The sequence below is a fragment of the Candidatus Eisenbacteria bacterium genome (genome assembly GCA_030017955.1).
Taxonomy (GTDB): Bacteria; Eisenbacteria; RBG-16-71-46; order JASEGR01; family JASEGR01; genus JASEGR01.
Window position 1 is genome coordinate 10,327 of sequence record JASEGR010000022.1, and the last position, 18,916, is coordinate 29,242.

The window sequence follows — 18,916 nt, forward strand, 5'->3', positions numbered from 1 at the left end:
TACGGTGGCGATGAGCCGTGAGCTGGCTTTCGCGGGAGGGATGGGAACCCATCTTGGGGAGCAAGGTGGGGATACCCAGCCCTTCAGAGGCTGGGAGGGGTAAGGATTCCCCGCCTGGCGACCCATTAGATGGGTCATTCCGAAGCGGAGCCAGCAAAGACTCATTCGCCACCCAACTCCGCATGCCATTCGTGTGGCGGTCTGCGAGGCGGTACTCGTTACGCGCTCCCGGTCGGAATTCACTTGCCACCTCCGAGGTCTGAACCGGTCAGAAAGTCTCCTGAACGGTGAAATGAATCTTTGCCTCTGAGATGGGCCTCCCGTTCTCGAATCCGAGATCAAGTCCGATGGCGCCCAGTCCCGAGTTTGCCCTTATTCCGGCTCCGTAGCCGACCTCGCGAAGCACTCTGTCGTCCGAACCTCGTTCCAGAAGTCCCGAATCGACGAATACGAAGGTCCGGTTCCCATCTTTCCCGCTGAAAAACCGCAGTTCGAGAGACGCCACAAGCCCCTGCCTGACCCTGAACTGGTCTTCCCTGTAACCCCTAAGACTCTTCGCACCGCCAACGGAGGGAAGGTCATACGCCAGGAGCGAGCCGTTTGAAGATACCCCAAGATATCTAACTCGTGAACAGAGAGTGGGTTTCATTCCAAGTCTGACGTTGTACTCTAAGTTCGTATCCACTGCTCTCATCTGCCACGTGTCCGGGGATGGTCTTACCAGTCCCAGCTCCCTCTTCTCGCTTGAGGACAAATGGAAAGCCGCCAGAAATCCGGAGCGGGGCGAAAGAGGAGAATCCCTTCTATCCACCGCTGCTTCAGAAATCACGGAGATTGCCTCATTTTTCCTTCCGGTCAATTCGCCCAGAACCGTCTTCTCTTTCTCGACCGAAACGGCGCATTTCGTGCGGTATGAAAACGCGGTCTCAACACCAAGAGAGAAGGTGATCCTGGAAAATTCCTGGCCGATAGCGCGTTCGGTCAGACCCAGCTTTCCCGAGAAGGGAAAACCCAAAAGCCAGGGTTCGACATAGCTAAGTGAAAGCTCATTGCCGCTGTAACTGTTCCCTTTCCAGCCAGCCCTGAGCTTCCTCCCGGTTCCGGCTATGTTTCCAAGGAAGAGATTCAGGTAGCCGCTGGGCCGCTCACTCGCCCTCCTGAAGGCAATGCCGCCTGAAAAGGCCCCTGCCGGCTTCTCGGCAACCGGAACGAATATATCAGCATAAGGTCCGTTTTTCGAAAGGTTCACCACTGACGGACCGCTCTGAACGTAGAGTTCGTTCCTGGAAAACTTCTCTTCCGCCTGCCTGAGTTTTGAGTAGGAGAATATGGCGCCATGCTTCACTCCAAATTCCCTGCGCAGGAACGAAGTCCTGGGAGACGCCTTGGCCGAAAACGTCACCTCTCCGACGTGAAAAACGGATCCCTCTTTCACTCCAACCGTGAACTGAACCTTCTTTCCATTAACTATGAAATCGGAAGGCCTGACTGTCGCATTCAGGAAGCCTCTCTCATTGAGGAACGATACTGTTTCTCTCAGGGCGCTCTCGACCTTGTCCGCGTCAAGAACATCACCTTTCCTCAGCGGAAAGGAGTCCGCCAGCTCCTTTTCACGCACCTCCATCTCTCCAAGAAAGGATACTTTCTCGAACCTGACCGGCTCGCCCTCATCGATCCTCAAGAGGAAGTTCTCGCCTTCCAGAAAGATCACTGCATTCGCATCCCAATATCCTTTCCGCTTGCAGAATTGAACGAGCCGTTCCCTTCCCGAATCGAGTTCCGCTTCTGAGTAAGGGCCGGTCGGATTCAGGGCAAGGACTCTGAGTATCTCATCTTTCGGAAACGCGCTCCCGCCCCTCAGGGCAATGTCCTGGGCATAGGAAACTCCCGGCATTCCGATGACAACGAATATCAATGCAAAAAATCCCAGTTTCACTAGAAGAACGCCCTCACTTCCATACGGCCCGTGTGCTGAACAGGCTCTCCCTTTCGCATCTTGCCGTCAAGAGAGAGGGAGACCATTGTCGAAGAACCCATTCTAGACTCGATGAGCAGAAGATAAGAGAACCTGCCTCCCGTGTCGGACAAGCTCGTCCCATAATTCCCATATCCCGCCCTGCCTTCTATCCTCACCTTTCCCGGATCCGAATACACGAGGCTCGGTGTGACCTGAATCCTTCGCCTGCTCGAATCCCATCCTGCGTCCTGGACCGACCCGACCTGAGACTGAATCCTGGCGACCGTCCTGGACGACAGAGCCGATGAGAATTCCGATCCGACAGTCCTCTCCGTGCGTGAGACGAGGTTTTTCCTCGATGCGCCCGCGAGATACATCCGGTACGAGGAGCTCGAGTACCTGATGTCGCCCCTCCTGGCTTTGGAGCGCAGAACTCCGACTGAGAAGCCGTACTTATCCTCCCTCTCAACCTCATTTTCTCCCGAGATACAGCTCAACGCCTCCCTGCCTGAGAATGAAACTGCGAATGAGCCAGTCTTTCCCGGCGCAAATTCGATCTCCTCGTTGACTCTCGTCTCTCCAGAAAGAACCCCATCATAGCCGCCAATCTGGAAAACCGACATGCTTCCCTGTCTGATTGTTTCGATGCTGTTTCGCCAGAAAATATTGGACAGCCACGAGGCCGTGTTCTTGTCGCGACACCTGAATGGAGAAAAATCAGTATTGAGAGCCATCCTCACAGATGTGACGACTGTGCTGTCATCACTCCGGCTCTGGCTCAGTTCGTAGTCGCCGCCCGGAACCGGGTTTCCATTTACGTCGAAGTTCCCCTTTCCCACTCCGACAAACACCAAATCCCGCCTCAGGGTGAGGAATCCGTTCCTGGTACCTTCGAGACGGAGTTTTCCTTCAAACATGCCGTCCTTATCATACCCGACATTCAACTGTCCTAGCGAGTGCCGGCTCTTCGCAGTTTCTCTGTAAACCGTGTGGCTCATATTGCCGGATGCCTTAAGCTCCCTTGTCGGAGCCGAATCAAACGAGAACAGCCCCGTGACTCTGGAGGAAATGCCGCTCCAGGTTTGGCTTTCCTTCGTGAATTCATCTTTCTTCGTGCCCCTCAGCTCAAAGGATGCCACATCTCCAAACCTAACGTTTGCCCCGGAGCTGTACTCCTCCCTCAATCGCGGCGACCGGTTTCCCCCCGAAGAAGCTTCCCGTTCGTAAAAGGCGAAAGGTCTCACCTTGCCCAAGCCGACCGTCGTGTTCATCCCGTGAGTCGTTCTCTCCGAGGGAGCGCGTCCCGGAAAACTCGAAATGACACCTTCATATCTTCCGCCAAAAGTGGAATTCCCGGTGGAAGTGAAGCTCAAGAGATTTCTTCTCGAAGAAAAATCGTTTCCGCCCGAAAGGCCTCCCCGCTCAAAACTCAGCTCGCGGGTCTTCACCGGCCTGTAATTGAGTTTGAGAAGAGAAGTCACTCCCCCGGAAGACAATTCTTCCTTCGTACCGTTCCACGAAATCTCGTTGAATCCCTCGTTCACCCTGCCGAAAGGTAAGAACGAATCCTCAACCTTCTTAAGCGAAAGGCCGCATTCGAGCTCGCCCATATTCATTGTCCCAACACCAATTTCCTTCTTCAAATGTGATCCCGTCCTGAAGGCAAACCCGTCATAGGAATCATATCTGTTCACACCCCTTGTTCCCTTCCTCGAAACCGCCCCTTCGAAGTTGAAAACCGCTGAGTTCGTTACCGGAAGCTCCGCTCCAAGCTGAAGAAGTGAGCGGGAGAGAGCCGACTGGCCCGCGGCTGGAGGGTCGGAAACCGAATCGGCCTGAGCCCCGGGGAGTGTTCCCTTCTCAAGACTACTTGCCGGCGTCAGAGGGTGCTCCGTCTCCTGCACGAAAGCAGCAGAAAAATGTTTCCCGCCCTTCTCCCCGTGCTCAAGAACAGTTCCTACGAAGCCTTTCTTTCCGCCATCTCTTTGAAGCTGGAAATCCACCAGGATCCTTGAATCTTTTCCAATGATTCTGCGAGGCTGAAACGTAATGGCACCCCGATAATAATCTACCGAGTAATCTGCCCCTTCTCCCCGTGTCATCCTCTCACCATCCAGGAATACCTTTTCAGAGCCGGGCCGCAGGCTGCCTTCACTGCTTGATATCAGATAATACGGCCCCTGCTTCCCATCCACTCCAAAGATCTCTTTGGAGAGAAACTCGCTCCTTGATGAGCCAAGGGAGAGGTTAAGACTGGATGAATTCACCTGGGTTGCAATTCGTACGCCCTGGAGTTGGCGCGAAAAGTCTCCGAAGCCGGATTCGTCGCGGGAAGCGTCGTAATCCCCGAGCAGGACCGAGGAAGACCTGGAGCGCACCTCCACCAGTATCTTGTCAAGCTCGCCGAGCTCCTCGGTCAATCCATTTCCACCCGCAGGCGAATCTCTGTCGGAAAGGACTGCCGCGATTTCGACATCGTTCACCCTTCCGCCGACTCGAAGGTCGAGAGCTTGCTTGAGAGAGAAATCTTTGGACGAACCGGCCTCGAGCGATATCACTTTCGAACCGGAAATTGAGAATGAAGACAGTTCGTCGGATTTGTTTTCCCTGAGGCTCTCCTTTTTTCTGTGGGGCTGATCGGCACTATCCTGGGCCGACGTCAGCTGTGTTTCACTTCTGTACTCCCTCCCCAGATAGAATGGCAGATGTGCATAGGTGACTAGAAGACTGTCTTCTCCGGGAACGGGCCGCGCGAGATGCAGCATGCCGGCTGAATAGTCGACCGAGTAGTCTCTTCCCCTGACCAGAAGAGAATCGTGAACATATACCTTTTCGCTCCCAAGGAAGATGAAGTCGTGCGGAAGCCTGTAGGACAACGGGGATTCGGCCTTGCCCAGAATCACTTTGGCTTCCTGTGCCCGAACAGGCAAAGGCGAGACGAGCAGTGCCAGGACGCCGGCCAGAAGTACGCTACTTCTGAGATGGTTCATAATCAACCCTGAATGCCTGAATCCTGTCATTCCCTTTGTCGGCAACGTACAACATACCGTCGCTGGAAACGGCAACGTCAATAGGACATCTGAAGGACCCAGGCCCTGAGCCGCGGGTGCCTATGGAAAGCACCGGCCTACCCTCTCTGGAATACACTAACACCTTGTCGCTGCCGCAGTCTGCAACAAACAGGTTCCCGTAGCCGTCAACGGCAATTCCTGAAATATTCGACGAGCCCTCTCCCGTTTTCCAGCTCTGAATAGTCCCGCCCATCGCATCAAAAACGATTATCAGGCCGCTGACCGGATCGGAGGCGAACACTGCCCCGTCTTTTCCGACTGCAAGACCAGACGGATGAAACTCACTTGACAGGTCGCTGGGATAGAAGGACTTCACAACCTCTCCGGTCGTGGTAAGAAGCAGCACGCGTCCCCCTGCCCTGTCTGTAAGGTATATTCTGCCTGAGGAATCGAGCGCAATCCTCTCGAACGAATACGGCCGTCCTTCGGAGGAAAGTGCCGGACTTATGTCTTTTGAGAATCTTCCCCTCATGTCATATAGCTCAATTATGCCTTCTCTTGATCCCAGAACGTAGATTCCAAGCTCTCCGGAAGAAAACACGTCCTTTGGACTGAAGAAAACGCTGCCGCTCGCAAGCTCACCGATGTAGTTTCCCTTCCGGTCGAACTTCTCCACCCTCCGTCCTCTTCCATCCACAACCAGAAGATTTCCAGCAGGGTCAACGTCAACTGCCTGGGGAGACTCGAAAATCCTGACTTCCCCCGACATACTGCCTAGATCGAAAAGAAAGCTCGTCCCTTGAGGGACTTTTCCGCTTTCGCGGGCAGTTGACAGAAAGGGGGAACGGCCGGTTGATGGGAGACATCCACTCAAAACAATGGCAAGGAGAGAGACAAAACAACTACACTTCAAAAACGCTCCTCAAGGCACACGCGGAAGGAAAGTCCCTGAGCCCCGGAAAACGTGACAGAAGCCCGGGGACCTTCCCTCCCGGGATCGCGTGTTTTTTTTGAAAGAATGAGGGCATCGTCCACGGCGCTGAAGATTCTGTTCAGAACCATGGCGCCGAGCACGAGCTTTGCATTGTGATATGCGCGAACGCTGCTTGTTCTCAGCGTTGAATATTCGGCCATCTTCTCGTCTGACACCCACTCCCAGCCATCGCTTCTAAAGTAGCCGTTTGTTCTCAAGTACTCTTCTTGTGCCTCTCTGTCATTGGGGTACCTGAACCTTGCGTCTCTTCTTATGTCTTCATTGTAACTTCCGGGACCCGGATCGCTTCTGTAGTACTTGCCTAGTGCCCTGTAGTAGTCGTCAGACTTCCCGTGGACATTCGTGCCTGCGAACATAGATGCAAAATTAGTGTAGCTATCCTTTCTCATGCCCCCTTGGACCTGATATACGACATATGAAAGCCACACTGCTCCTTCAGCGGCCAGAAAAACAAAAGCCCTGTCCTTCTCTCCGAGAATGTACTCCCCACCGCCCGGGATAAGGAGAGAAACGAGAATCGAAATCTTCTCTCTGGACGCTTTTCCAGAATGATTCCGGCTCATCCCCTCTTTTGGCCCCAGGAAAGCAATCGGCCTCTCATCCTGAGGCGACACATTCACAAGCGAGACCGCATAGATGCCTGCTCCGTCCCCACCCTTAACAATCCTCTCCCCATTGGGGAGAGGATAGAGGTGAGGGGGGCTCTCCCCTCCGGGGAGAGGACAAAGGTGAGAGGTCCCGCTCGCAGCAGAATACAAAAACCCCGCGAGCGTGAAGACAGAAAAGATGAAGAAGAGACTAGAAAGTTTTCTTGAGCGCAATCCTTCCTTCTCCGGTTGCAGGATGAACACTCACATTTAAGGACATCCCCCTCTTTGCAAGGATCAATGCATCAAGCGCACTTGCGACTCTGTTAAGAAGAAGGCCCATCGTCGCATACCTCGCCGTCCTCAAGAGGGAATTGCTCTTGTCTCTTCTCGAAAGATACGTGGTTCTGCTCAGACTGGTATCCCAGCCGGCAATGAACCTGTTATCCTTCCCAATCTCCTCATAGAACTCCCCTTTGTCCTTCTCATAGAGTTCCCCCAGGAATTCGCTGGCAAGAGTGTCATCGGGAGTACTCACTGTGTTCCGGTATCTGGCCCAGTCCCAATGCTCGTCGGCAAAGCGCTTATATTCTCTCTCCTCCGCCTTTCCGCTCGCCCTGAACGAGAAGAATGTAACCCAGCCAACGGCCTCCACCCCCCAGAACACAAGACTTCTGCCTGTGACAGAGCGCTGAGCATAGATTTCGCCTGTTCCGGGCATCGCCAGGGAAAGGAAGAGTGCACCTCCAGGATTCGGCGGAGTCCTTGCCTCCTTACTCTTCTGCTCTTCCCCCTGCTCCTCTTTTTTCTCCTCCCTCTTGATAGCCCTTTGTGCCGCAAACTCATGCTTCAGGGAAAGCACAGACTCACGGTATCTTACCGTCCGCATCGAGCCCTGAGACTCAATTGACGCGTGAGACGCTGCCGGCACAAGGTAGCTGTCGTGTGCAATGAGCCTCCCGGCAGAGAAGGAGCTTCCCTGCCAGGAAACCAGGAGGAGCAGAGATAACAAAAAGAGGAAATGAGAACGCACTATTCTCTAGAACTTCGCCGTGAGAGAGTATCTGGACGCCCTCTCGAGGAATTTGGACTGGGTAACATTCGCATAGTCGAACCTAAGCCTCCCGTACATGATCCCAATCCCGAATGTTGGTCCAACGACCGTGCTTCCAGTGAGTCCCTCATCTATATAGCCCGCCCTGAGCGCAAGAAAGTCGTTCCAATTGAACTCGGCCCCGTAGTTGAAAATCGGAGGGTCGTCGACATAGACAAAAGGTTTGTTGAAATCAAAGGTGAACAACAGCTTGGACGCCGGACCAAATCCCAATACATAGGCCGCGCCAACCTTAAGGTTTCTCCCAAGAGGATCCGACTGATCCTCATCAACGTACGCTATGTTCGGACCAAGGTTCTGAAATGACGCACCAAGACACAGTTTTCCCGAACGAAGTCTTGTCAGAGCTCCGAGGTCAACAGCCACCGTAGTCCCGGCGCCCCTCTTGCCCATTCCGGCCTGCAAAGCCCACGCCGGAGCGAGGTCAACACGAACGAACTTAAGATTGACCCCGATCCCGAGAACGCTGCTCAACTTTGAGGCAAAGGCGATCGAAGGTGCAAATTCAAACGGTGAAAACGTCCCTATCACATCTTCGGGACCGCCCGGACCGGTTGCGACGTTCTTGCCGTACGTGAGATATGCAAGTGAGGTCCCCACCGCCCCCCATTCACCCAGAGATGTCGTGGCACTCAGGAACTCGTAATAGACATCGGAGACGAGGTCCGGAACAAGCGCTATGTGAGTCAGTGACCCGTTTGTCCCTTTCAAAAAAGCCATTCCTGCCGGGTTCCACCAGACGGCACTGGCGTCGTCAGCAATTGCGCCGAAACTTCTTCCCATCCCGTCAGCTCTGGCGTTAGGCGCAATTTGAAGAGAAATGGCGCCTGCGCTGGTCTGCCCCGGGCAGCTCTGGGAAGAGAAAATGAAGAATACGAGAAATAGCAGCGATATCACCATCTTTGCCATACGGATCCCTTTCTTTTCAACTGCCTATCCGGTCGAGCAGCCCTAGAGGACAGCCCCCCAACCTCAAGGCCACGCGATGACCGCCTGCGGCCAGCATGCTTGATCCAGCCTGCTACTTATCTTACACCGGACGTCGGAAGTAGGTCAAGAAAATGCTGGCCGGCCGCCGTCCTTACCTCATCATTACGGCCCTGCCAACCGAGGTGGCAGTCTTTCCCGAAGCCGTCCCCTTGGCAGAAATCTTGTATATGTAGAGACCGTTTGCAACCCTGATTCCGGTCTCGTCCAGTCCGTCCCAGCGCACATTGTTCTGACCGATCTCTCCAGCCGTCTTCAGAATTCGAAGCTGCCTCCCGGACACCGTGAATATCTTGATAGTCACCTCTGAGGGCTGAGTAAGCTCAAAGCTGATATCGGTCCACTCGCTGAATGGGTTAGGGAAGTTGAACACAGTTTTGATGTCCTCAACGTCCACCACCGCGAACCTTATGGGGTTATTGAGGTCACCGGCCTCCCTCCTGTGGTTCAGATTGTCCGATGCTCTCACTGAAATGGTGTGCGGACCGAGTGAGATCGATGGCAGTGAATAGACAAAGCTTCCCACAGTGGAGCTCCCTGCGTCATACTCAAACGACTCGGTAAGGTCAACAGCTGCACCGTTGTCAATCTTCATGTGGATAGTGTAGTAAGGGGTCAACCCGGTGATGTTCATCCCGCTTTCATCGGAAATCCTGACAGTCAGCTTTGATCCCGGACGGACGCGCCCCAGGTTCCGATCCGTTTCATTTGCCCCCGGAATTACACACCACGGTTTCCCTTCAAATCTAAGAGCAATCGTTGGAGCGATGGAATCAGTGGTGGTCACTTTTTCAATTGATATCTGGGTCGGAAATTTTATCCCAACGCCATCCCCGGCACTGCCATAGACGTATGCCTTGACCCTGCCGCTGGCAGGTTTGACGACTACAAGAGTATCCAGCGTCCTCGGCAGGGTTCTCGGCGTGAGCTCGACCGGCACTACGAAGCTGCCGCTGAAACTCCCGGCCGACACAGGGAACTCTCCCCTGAAGATTGGCGCGCCCTCAAGATAGTAGTCAACACCTTGGGTGTACGTCGCGTTGGGAAGGATTCCCCTCTTTCTTTCCAAGTCCCGTACTTCAACCTTCACAAATCCGTTGAAAGAGCTGTCCTTGGTTCCGGACAGAAGGACCTCGCCCGATACCGTTGCCCTTGAGCCCGCCTTGAGTGTGTCACCGTAATCCGATGCGACCTGGACCGTTACCTGTTTCGAAGGGGCGGAAAGCACCAAACCCGGATCTCCAAGAAGGACATACTTCTGGCTGTTTATCGAGCTCCTCAGGTGATTCTTCGCCAGCATGGTGGCCACACCCAATGCAACGGGATTCATGAATGACTCCAAAGGAAAGAGGTTATCAAAGAAGGACGTGTTGAGAGCTGAGTTCTCTCCTGGGAAGGCAAGGTCAGTGGCTGCAAATGAAGCTATAGAACCTCCACCTGCGAACTTCAGAATGGCTTCACCAATTCCCTCAGTCGTAGGCTCATCAAACTTCCCAACAGCGCACGATGCCGATATGAACAGGTGCAGCCTCCTTCCATTGGTCAAAGTCCCGACATCTATGTCTCTGAAGACGTCCTCGTCGGCAAGCAGGTCAGCCCCGCCGTGCCCGACAAAATTGAAGATCAACGCCCCGCTGCCGATCAGCGATTTCAGCATCTCCTTCGCCTTAGGCTTTGAATCCAACTTGCAAACAGGTTGGTCTGGATATATGAGAGGCGATTGCTGAAATTCGGTCAGATAGACCTTTTTCCGGTCAAATTCAGCAGGAAGGTAAATGCTCAGACGTTCGGCCTGGAGCACGTGAGTCCAGGCAAGATTGTCGGCCTCCTGTCTCTTACACGTGTCGTCGGCCACAAGGATTACCTTGCTTCGCCAATCCCCGGATTCGGGCGATTCCTCATAGGTGATTATCTTGTTCAGCAGAATTCCAAGCTCCGCCAGATCTTTTGCCGGGACCCTCCCTACAGCAAGATCGAGGAGATTGTCAGTCGGAACTGTGTCCATCAGCGCGAACCAGTCGTCTGTCACATACTGAGTGGAAGTATATTGGTCGTATCCGTTCTGATATGTCGGGATCTGATTCTCAATGTGAGTCCCTTCGAAGTCCTTATAGTCCCTTGTAGCGTCACCAACGAAGACTATGAAGGAAGGCTGTCTCAGCCATTCTGCATAAGCGAACCGAAGGAAGTTGCGGAGCGCAGTCGGATCAACCATTCCCCACGCGAACTCGTCGTAAATGTCCGACATCGTGATCACTTCAACCTTCGGCGAGCCGATGCCCGGGAGTCTTCTGCTTCTCAGCGAACGGAGAGGCTCGACTCCGCTTTTCAGTTTGTCTCCCACGACGACAATGTAGTCTGCTTCGGAAGCTGCCCTCAGCCATCTTGTTGCGCCTGCCCCGTTCAGCGGCGGATCGTCAACTTCGGCCTTCACAGGGGACCTCATGCCATCCAAAGTACAGATCCAATATCGCCTTGGGCTTCCGGCCATGTCATCGTCGATCTCGATCGTATAGGACCCGGTCCCGGCCTGATTTTTTCTGATGCCGGTCAGCTTCACCGGGTTCCTCCAATCCGTAACATCCAGCGCGTAAACTTGCGGCACCCCGCTCGCCGAGGTCACACCGGAGACGGAATACGTGACATTACCGGTAGAATCGGTTGAACCGAATCCCAGCCTGTTGGATTCGGTCTTCAACTGCCTCTCGTAGTCGAATTCGAAGAATGCGAGATAAGTCTGATCGTCTCTTGTTATCCCTGAGGGCAGCGAAGGGTCAACGATAAGCGGAATATCCATGAACAGGGTGTCGAGCTCGCCAAGTCTGAAGCTGGAAGGGTCGATCGTTCTGACAATGTCAATCCTGCCTGACGCTGAAGGATCCTTGTATCCGCCGTTCCATCCCACAGAGGCAAGTGTATCCGCAAGACTATTCCACATGAGATTCAGGTAGTGGGTGTTGTAAAAAGATGAACGAACGTTCGACTCCCCCCAGAATCTCGCCAGGAATTTCACCGGTGTTGACGCGACAATGCCGGGAAGCCTGAGGATCTTGTACGTGGGCGGATCAGTGTCGTGGAGCACTTCCCACCACCACTTCTCCCACTTCACTGTCCTGTCGACACGAGTTTTGTCCTGGATAAGAGTTGCATCGTGGAACCGGTTCTGCTCAAGGTGAATTCTCTCCGGAAATGACTCAAATGCGCTTCTCGCCCCGGCGGCCGCGGATCTCTCAGTCATTGCCCTCGGCAGCGGATTCTGCGTGAAGCTTCCGCCCCAGGTGAGCCACAGAACCGAATAGCGGGTATAAATGTTCTCATAATAAGATCTGGACCTTTGGGCAGTCGAGAAACCAGACAACCAGCCCGAAGGGCTGAGCGCAAAGAACGCTACATATTCGTCGTCCTCAAAAAATGCGTCGGAATCGTAGCTTCCGAGAATTGCACATTCATCCATCCATGAAGGAAGAGCGGAGTCCAGAGCTGCCTCGTCGAGCATCGTGAGCGATCCGGAGAACACCCTTAAGGTGCTTGGGTCAATGGCCGCGACGGCCGCCTGATCGACTCCCGCGGATCGCAGAAGCGAAGGCGTCACAGCGTAGAGGCCGCTCTCCTCGACGTACAGTTTGACCCAATTCTGGGACGAGTTGAAATAATCGGTCGTGGAGAATGCCTTTTTCGCCGGGCCTTTCCTTTGGACCCTCCAGGCCCTTGCCGATTCGTAGTTCAAAAGAGCCGAGCTGTAGATGGACTCAAGCGGCTCCTTTTCCGCAGAGTAAGAAGGAGCTCTTCCACCTTTCATTCTCACCGAAATAATCATCCTCTTCGTTAGCACCGTCGTCTTTCGACCGGCATCAAATTCCACCGGCGTAATGATGATCGAGGCCACTCTTTGATTTCTCATAGAAGAGACTGAGGCCAGCTCAACCGGAGCCGCCGGGAACCGGCCGCGCGCATCAGAGTTCACACCTTCAAAAACAATCTCCCCGACGTCTGCTGTTTCGAGCCTGGAGAAAGTAACATCGATGGAGCTTCCGTCCCGCACGCCGAGAAGCACCTCTTTCCTGGGAAGCGCCGGTTCTCCATTTCTCATGAGATTGTTGCAGTCCTCGATAGTCACGGTCTCGCCGCCGCCCGGGAGCGGAGATTGCTGAACTTGTCCCATATTGAATTCAAACTCAATGATGTCTGGGCTGGATCTCAGAAGGGTAACGGTTTCGTGAGCCGAACTCACACCGGCGAGGTCTCCCGTGCCCAGGAGAATGAGGGTAAGGACAAGGGCCGGCCAAGGAAGCAGCGGGAAGCGATGATGCATGACGTCCGTGAATCTCACCTCAGCTGAGTTTTTCTGCTTCATCAATCAACATGATCGGAATGCCGTCTTCAATCCTGTAGGCCAGTTTGCAGCCGTGGCAGAGAAGTTTCCCTTCGTCCCGCCTGTAGTCAAGATCGCCCTTACACTTCGGGCAAACGAGAATGTCAAGAAGGTCTTTGCTGAGCAATTTTGTCCTCCTTCTTTTCCAGGCACCTGCTTCCGGTGAGAAGCTCTCCTGATAGGACCGGATCGCCATTCTCACACGCCGAGCTTCGTCCGGTCTCTGGCGGGCCTCTCGGCCCCGGATCTCAGATCCTCCAGTACCCTCTCCTCCAGAACCTCAACTATCCTCTCCGCCGCCCTCCCGTCACCATAAGGATTCACTGCAGTCGACATCCTTTCGTAGAGCGATGCATCATCGAACAGCCGGAAAGTTTCTTTCACTATCTTCTCTTTGTCGGTGCCAACCAGTTTCACGGTGCCGGCTTCCACGCCCTCCGGCCTCTCAGTTTTCTGTCTCATGACCAGCACTGGTTTTCCAATGGACGGCGCCTCCTCTTGAATGCCGCCGGAATCGGTGAGGACAAGGTAGCACCGGCTCATCAAGTAGACAAATGGTTCATAGTCCAGAGGGTCTATGAGATAGATGTTGGGCTGTCCGCCGAGAATGCGCCTGACAGGACCCTGAACATTGGGATTCAGATGGACCGGGTAGACTATGGATACGTTCCTCCTGCGCTCGGCAATTTCCTTCAGAGCCATGCAGATATTCTCAAATCCCTCTCCAAAGCTCTCCCTTCTGTGTCCTGTGACCAGGACAAGCCTGCCCCCGTCATCGCCAAAGCGGGAAGGACAAGAAAGATTCCATTTCTCTTCAAAGTATCTCTCCCACTCGGCTCCGGAACCGGAGGCATCCTGCCTTCCTCTTACGTGAAACAAGGCGTCAACCACAGTGTTTCCGGTAAGCCAGATGTTTTCCTTTGAGACTCCTTCCTTGAGAAGATTGGACATCGCACGCTTGGTCGGGGCGAAATGATAGTCTGCCAGAACGCCTATCAGGTGCCTCATCCCTTCTTCCGGAAACGGGCTGAGTTTATCGTATGTCCTTAAGCCTGCCTCCACGTGACCGACGGCTATCTTGGAGTAGTATGCCGCAAGGGAAGCTGCAAAGGCGGTTGTCGTATCTCCCTGCACAAGTACGATCTCCGGCTCCTCCATTCCCAGAATATTTCGCAATCCCGACAATGATTTGGTCGTAATATCAAAAAGGTCCTGCCCCTCTGTCATGATATCCAGATCGTACTGTGGAGTAATGTCAAACACCTTGAGCACCTGGGCAAGCATCTCCCTGTGCTGTGCAGTAACGCAAACAACACCATCCAGCCCGTCTGCCCCATCAATCGCCCTCACAACAGGGGCCATCTTGATGGCTTCGGGGCGGGTTCCGAATACCATGAAGACTTTCATGCCGGCGTGTCCTTCCTCAAGTGATCGTCAATGCTAATCCGCAGCATGCTTCTCCAATACTTCCGGGCCATCGGTATGTACACCCATCTCCCTGTATTTTGCACATCTTCTTCTTATGAGCTCTTCAGCCGGGAGCTCGGAAAGGAGTGAAAGATGCCTCAAGATCGCCCCCTTCACCTGGAGCGCCGTCCACTCGACATCCCTGTGCGCCCCACCCAACGGCTCGGGTATTATCTCATCGATCACTCCCAGGGATTTGATGTCCTGGGCCGTGACTTTCATTGCCTCTGCCGCCTGGGATGCTTTCGCCCTGTCGCTCCAGAGTATTGCAGCGCAGCCCTCGGGCGAAATAACAGAATAGATTGCATTCTCAAGCATGAGCACAACATTCCCGACTGCAATCGCCAGCGCCCCGCCGCTCCCGCCCTCTCCGATCACAACTGCGATGAATGGCACCGGAAGAGTGGCCATTTCCTTTAGGTTTCTGGCTATGGCTTCACTCTGACCTCTTTCCTCAGCACCGATACCGGGATACGCGCCGGGAGTATCAACGAGACTCACTATCGGTCTCCTGAACTTGGCAGCGAGGTGCATCGCCCTCAGCGCCTTCCTGTATCCCTCGGGATGCGGCATGCCGAAGTTCCGGTACAGGTTATCCTTCGTGTTTCTTCCCTTCTGCTGCCCGATGACAACGATTGGAGTCGTATCTATCCTTGCAAGGCCGGTAATGATTGCCTTGTCGTCGGCGAAATTCCTGTCACCATGGATTTCAACAAAATCGCTGGTGATGAGCCTGATATAGTCGAGTGAATATGGCCTTCGGGGGTGGCGGGCAAGCTGTACCCTTTGCCACGTGTTGAGCTTGGAGTAGATCTCTTTCTTAAGTCTCTCTGCCCTTTTTTCAAGTCTGATAACTTCTTCTTTGACCTCGATGTTCTCCTCGGAGGCAAATTCCTTCAAATCCTGGATCTTCCGTTCAAGCTCAACAATCGGTTTCTCGAAATCAAGCCATGTGCCGTTCATCTGTTCCTTTTTGCCTCCGGATTGCCGGAAGGTTCTCCGCCATTTCCGAGCCGCACTCTGCCATTTCCAAGAACAGCTCTCAATGACTCTAGAAGCTCGGATGTTATCTCGACTTTCGTCGACTTGCCAAGCACCGAGACTTTGTTTCCGCTTTCAATCTGAACATGGAAGAGGACTTCGCAATTCCCCGGATAGGTTTCGAGTATCTTCCGCGTTCGCGAGAGGGAGTCTTTTGAGACCTCTTCCGGGACAATTTCAATATGAAGGGTGCCGAGAAGTTTCTTCCTGAATGACTCCCATGATACCACGTCCGAGACAAGGAGCTTTGACTCCTCCTCTTCTCTTGTGCTTGTCCGCCCTCTGACGAGAAGCACGGAATCTGACACCAGCGCATTCTTGGACTTCTCGTACACATCAGAGAATAGTATGCACTCTATGGACCCGGTCAGATCTTCGAGCGTGAGGAAGGCCATCCTCTTGCCTTTCCTGTCAGTTGTTGTCTTGACAGCGCCCACCACACCCACGACGCTTACCTCCTGACCGTCGGGAAGTTCTTTGAGCGATACGATTTTCGAAGTCATCGCTATCTCAATTTCTTCTTCAAATGGAGCAAGCGGGTGCTCAGTCAGATAGAATCCGAGCGCCTCCTTCTCCTTTGCAAGAAGAGTGGCCCTTGACCATTCCCGTGCTCCCTCTACTTCGTCCGAACCGCCTTCCCCGTTCTTCTCCACAAACAGCGATGCCTGAAGTTTTGTCCCTTCCTTTTGGCTGCCCTGCGCTCTTTGGTAGGCCTCGGGAAGAAGTGCCTCAAGCTTGCCCCTCCCCAGTCCGAAGCAGTCAAAAGCGCCGGCCCAGAGCAGGCTTTCAACAACCCTTCTATTCGCCGACCTCAAGTCAATCCTTCTCAGGAAATCAGAGAGACCGGTGAAATTCCCATCTTTCGCCCTCGCATCGACCATGCTCTTGACCGATGACAGACCCACGTTCTTGGTCGCGCCCAACCCGAACCTTACCCCGCCCTCTTCGAGCGTGAACGTTCCCAAACTCCTGTTTATGTCAGGGGGAAGGATCTTTATTCCCATTCTCCTAGCTTCGTCGATGAGGAGCATTATCCGGTCTGAGCTGTCCATTTCGCTCGTCAAAAGGGCAGCCATGAACTGCGCCGGATAGTGGGCTTTCAGAAAAGCCGTTCTGTACGAGAGAAGAGCATAAGCAACGGCGTGAGACTTGTTGAAACCGTATCCGGCGAAGTGGGCCATCAGATCGAATATCCTTCTTGCAGTGGCTTCAGGAATACCTCTCCCTTTTGCCCCGTCGATGAACGCTTTTTCCTGGGTCTCCATTTCTTCCTGCCGCTTCTTGCCCATCGCGTACCGGAGTATGTCTGCCTTGCCAAGGCTGAAACCGGCAAGCTCGTTCGCGATCCTGATCACTTGTTCCTGGTAAAGGATGACCCCGTACGTATCTTTGAGAATTGGTTCAAGAAGAGGATGCTCATAGACCGTTTTCTTCCTCTTCAACTTCCTCTCAATGAAGTCGTCTATCTTTGCTCCGCTCAACGGACCAGGCCTGTAGAGTGCATTAACGGCCACAATGTCCTCAAAACAGTCGCACCGGAGCTTCCTCAGCAAATCACGCATCCCTGGACTTTCCAGCTGGAACACACCGACAGTATTGCCTTTCTTGAGAAGTTCGAACGTTTTCCTGTCGTTGAGACCAAGCCCATCAAGATCAAGATCTGTCCCCAGCGACTCCCTTACGAGAGAAACCGTCCGTCCAATCACGGTGAGCGTCCTCAAGCCCAGGAAATCCATCTTGAAAAGTCCGATTTTCTCGAGCGACTTCATGTCATACTGCGTCGTCACTTCGTCCTTACCGGACTTGAAGAGCGGCACATGGTCGGTGAGTTTCCCGGGTGCAATGACGACACCTGCCGCATGCGTCGATGCGTGCCGCGGAAGGCCCTCAAGGGTCTTTGCGCACCTCAGAAGCTTCTTCATGGTGTCGTTCCCATCCTCGAGTGCCTTGAGCGCAGGGACTGTTTCTGTTGCTTCATCAAGAGTGATGCCAAGGTCAAACGGGATTAGCTTTGCGATTCTGTCCACTTCCGAATACGGCAGGCTGAGCGCCCTCCCGACATCCCGGACCACGGCTCTCGCCTTCAGCGTTCCAAAAGTAATCACCTGCGCAACCGACTCTGCCCCGTACTTCTCGATGACATAGTTTATGATCTCGGGACGCCTCTCGTCATCGAAGTCGATGTCGATGTCGGGCATGGTCACTCTCTCTGGATTAAGAAATCTCTCAAAGAGAAGTCCGAATTTCAGAGGATCCACGTCCGTTATTCCCAGACAGTACGCCACCAGACTGCCTGCCGCAGAGCCCCTTCCGGGACCGACAGCTATGCCCTCTCTGCGGGCCCTGTCAATGAAGTCCCTCACGACAAGAAAATAACTCGCAAACCCCATTTCACAAATAGTCTTGAGTTCAAACTCGACTCTTTCCTCAATCTCACCTGACGCCTGGGGGAAACGCATCGCCATGCCGGCCTTCGCAACATCACGAAGGCAGTCCTCGTGCGTTGAGTAACTTGCGGGAAGAGGATACATCGGAAGTTGGGGCCTCCCGAACTTAAGCTCCAGATTGCATTTCTCGGCCACCTCGATTGTCCTTCCGTAAGCTTCCGGCAATTCCCTGAATCTCTCCTTCATTTCCTCCGGCGGTTTGAAGTACACCTCCTCCGTGTTGAACCGGAGCCTGGACCTGTCTTCAACCGCCTTCCCCGTCTGGATACAGAGGAGTATGTCGTGAGCCTCGGCGTCTTCTCTCCGCAGATAGTGACAATCGTTTGTTGCGACAACAGGGAGCCCGGTTCGCCCGGCTATCTCAAGGATTCCTCTTATGGCCTCGTCTTCCTCCTTGATTCCGTGATTCTGAACTTCAAGGTAGAACTTTCCTTTGCCGAATATGTCCGAATAGAGCGATGTCATCGCCGTCGCAGCTTCCATTTCACCTCTCAGGATCAGCTCCGGGATCTCCCCCTTAATGCACGACGAGAGGGCCATTATTCCTCCGGAATACTTCCCGAGAACTTCCTTGTCAATCCTGGGCGAGTAGTAGAATCCTTCGAGATAGGCCACGCTGGCCAGTTTCATCAGGTTTTGATATCCCTCGAGATTCTCCGCAAGGAGTATGAGGTGATTCTGACCGGCGGTTGCCTTCGCTTTTTCCGACATCTTTCCTTTTGCAACATAGGCTTCGATTCCGATTATCGGTTTTATTCCGGCCTTGATCGCCTTGTTGTAGAACTCGACAGCGCCAAACATGTTCCCGTGGTCCGTCAGGGCAAGCGCGGGCATTCTGTATTGCTTTGCGACTCTGACCGCATCGTCTATTCTCAGAGCACCGTCAAGCAGACTGTACTCAGTGTGGTTATGAAGATGAACAAAATCGCAGTGCTGCAT

11 protein-coding genes are annotated in these 18,916 nt (G+C 53.7%); all 11 read right to left on the bottom strand.

Annotation, left to right across the window (positions count from 1 at the left end; translation table 11 throughout):
- Positions 1 to 268 precede the first annotated feature (268 nt).
- Complete coding sequence (locus QME66_05125; GenBank protein MDI6808347.1) at positions 269 to 1,936, bottom strand: POTRA domain-containing protein; 1,668 nt, start codon at positions 1,934 to 1,936, stop codon at positions 269 to 271.
- Complete coding sequence (locus QME66_05130) at positions 1,936 to 4,947, bottom strand: hypothetical protein (protein ID MDI6808348.1); 3,012 nt, start codon at positions 4,945 to 4,947, stop codon at positions 1,936 to 1,938. The genes QME66_05125 and QME66_05130 overlap by 1 nt, the downstream gene beginning before the upstream one ends.
- A complete protein-coding gene (locus QME66_05135; protein ID MDI6808349.1) occupies positions 4,928 to 5,881 on the bottom strand; it encodes an NHL repeat-containing protein in 954 nt (317 codons plus the stop codon). The genes QME66_05130 and QME66_05135 overlap by 20 nt, the downstream gene beginning before the upstream one ends.
- Positions 5,878 to 6,783 carry a hypothetical protein gene (locus QME66_05140; GenBank protein MDI6808350.1) on the bottom strand — a complete coding sequence of 302 codons (906 nt, stop codon included), beginning with the start codon at positions 6,781 to 6,783 and terminating at the stop codon, positions 5,878 to 5,880. Before QME66_05140 ends, QME66_05135 begins: the two co-directional genes overlap by 4 nt.
- Entirely contained in the window at positions 6,761 to 7,582 is an 822-nt protein-coding gene (locus QME66_05145) for a hypothetical protein (protein ID MDI6808351.1), read from the bottom strand. Before QME66_05145 ends, QME66_05140 begins: the two co-directional genes overlap by 23 nt.
- A 6-nt stretch (positions 7,583 to 7,588) precedes the next feature.
- Positions 7,589 to 8,572, bottom strand: coding sequence for a PorV/PorQ family protein (locus QME66_05150; protein ID MDI6808352.1), 984 nt, complete (start codon positions 8,570 to 8,572; stop codon positions 7,589 to 7,591).
- A 172-nt stretch (positions 8,573 to 8,744) separates the two neighbouring features.
- The gene (gene porU, locus QME66_05155; GenBank protein ID MDI6808353.1) at positions 8,745 to 13,004 is read right to left on the bottom strand and encodes a type IX secretion system sortase PorU; all 4,260 of its coding nucleotides are present in this window, start codon (positions 13,002 to 13,004) and stop codon (positions 8,745 to 8,747) included.
- The gene (locus QME66_05160; GenBank protein ID MDI6808354.1) at positions 12,982 to 13,149 is read right to left on the bottom strand and encodes a Trm112 family protein; all 168 of its coding nucleotides are present in this window, start codon (positions 13,147 to 13,149) and stop codon (positions 12,982 to 12,984) included. Before QME66_05160 ends, porU begins: the two co-directional genes overlap by 23 nt.
- Before the next feature lie 71 nt (positions 13,150 to 13,220).
- Positions 13,221 to 14,429 carry a UDP-N-acetylglucosamine 2-epimerase (non-hydrolyzing) gene (wecB, locus tag QME66_05165; protein MDI6808355.1) on the bottom strand — a complete coding sequence of 403 codons (1,209 nt, stop codon included), beginning with the start codon at positions 14,427 to 14,429 and terminating at the stop codon, positions 13,221 to 13,223.
- A gap of 33 nt (positions 14,430 to 14,462) precedes the next feature.
- Positions 14,463 to 15,452 carry an acetyl-CoA carboxylase carboxyltransferase subunit alpha gene (locus tag QME66_05170; protein ID MDI6808356.1) on the bottom strand — a complete coding sequence of 330 codons (990 nt, stop codon included), beginning with the start codon at positions 15,450 to 15,452 and terminating at the stop codon, positions 14,463 to 14,465.
- The gene (locus QME66_05175) at positions 15,449 to 18,916 is read right to left on the bottom strand and encodes a DNA polymerase III subunit alpha (GenBank protein MDI6808357.1); all 3,468 of its coding nucleotides are present in this window, start codon (positions 18,914 to 18,916) and stop codon (positions 15,449 to 15,451) included. Before QME66_05175 ends, QME66_05170 begins: the two co-directional genes overlap by 4 nt.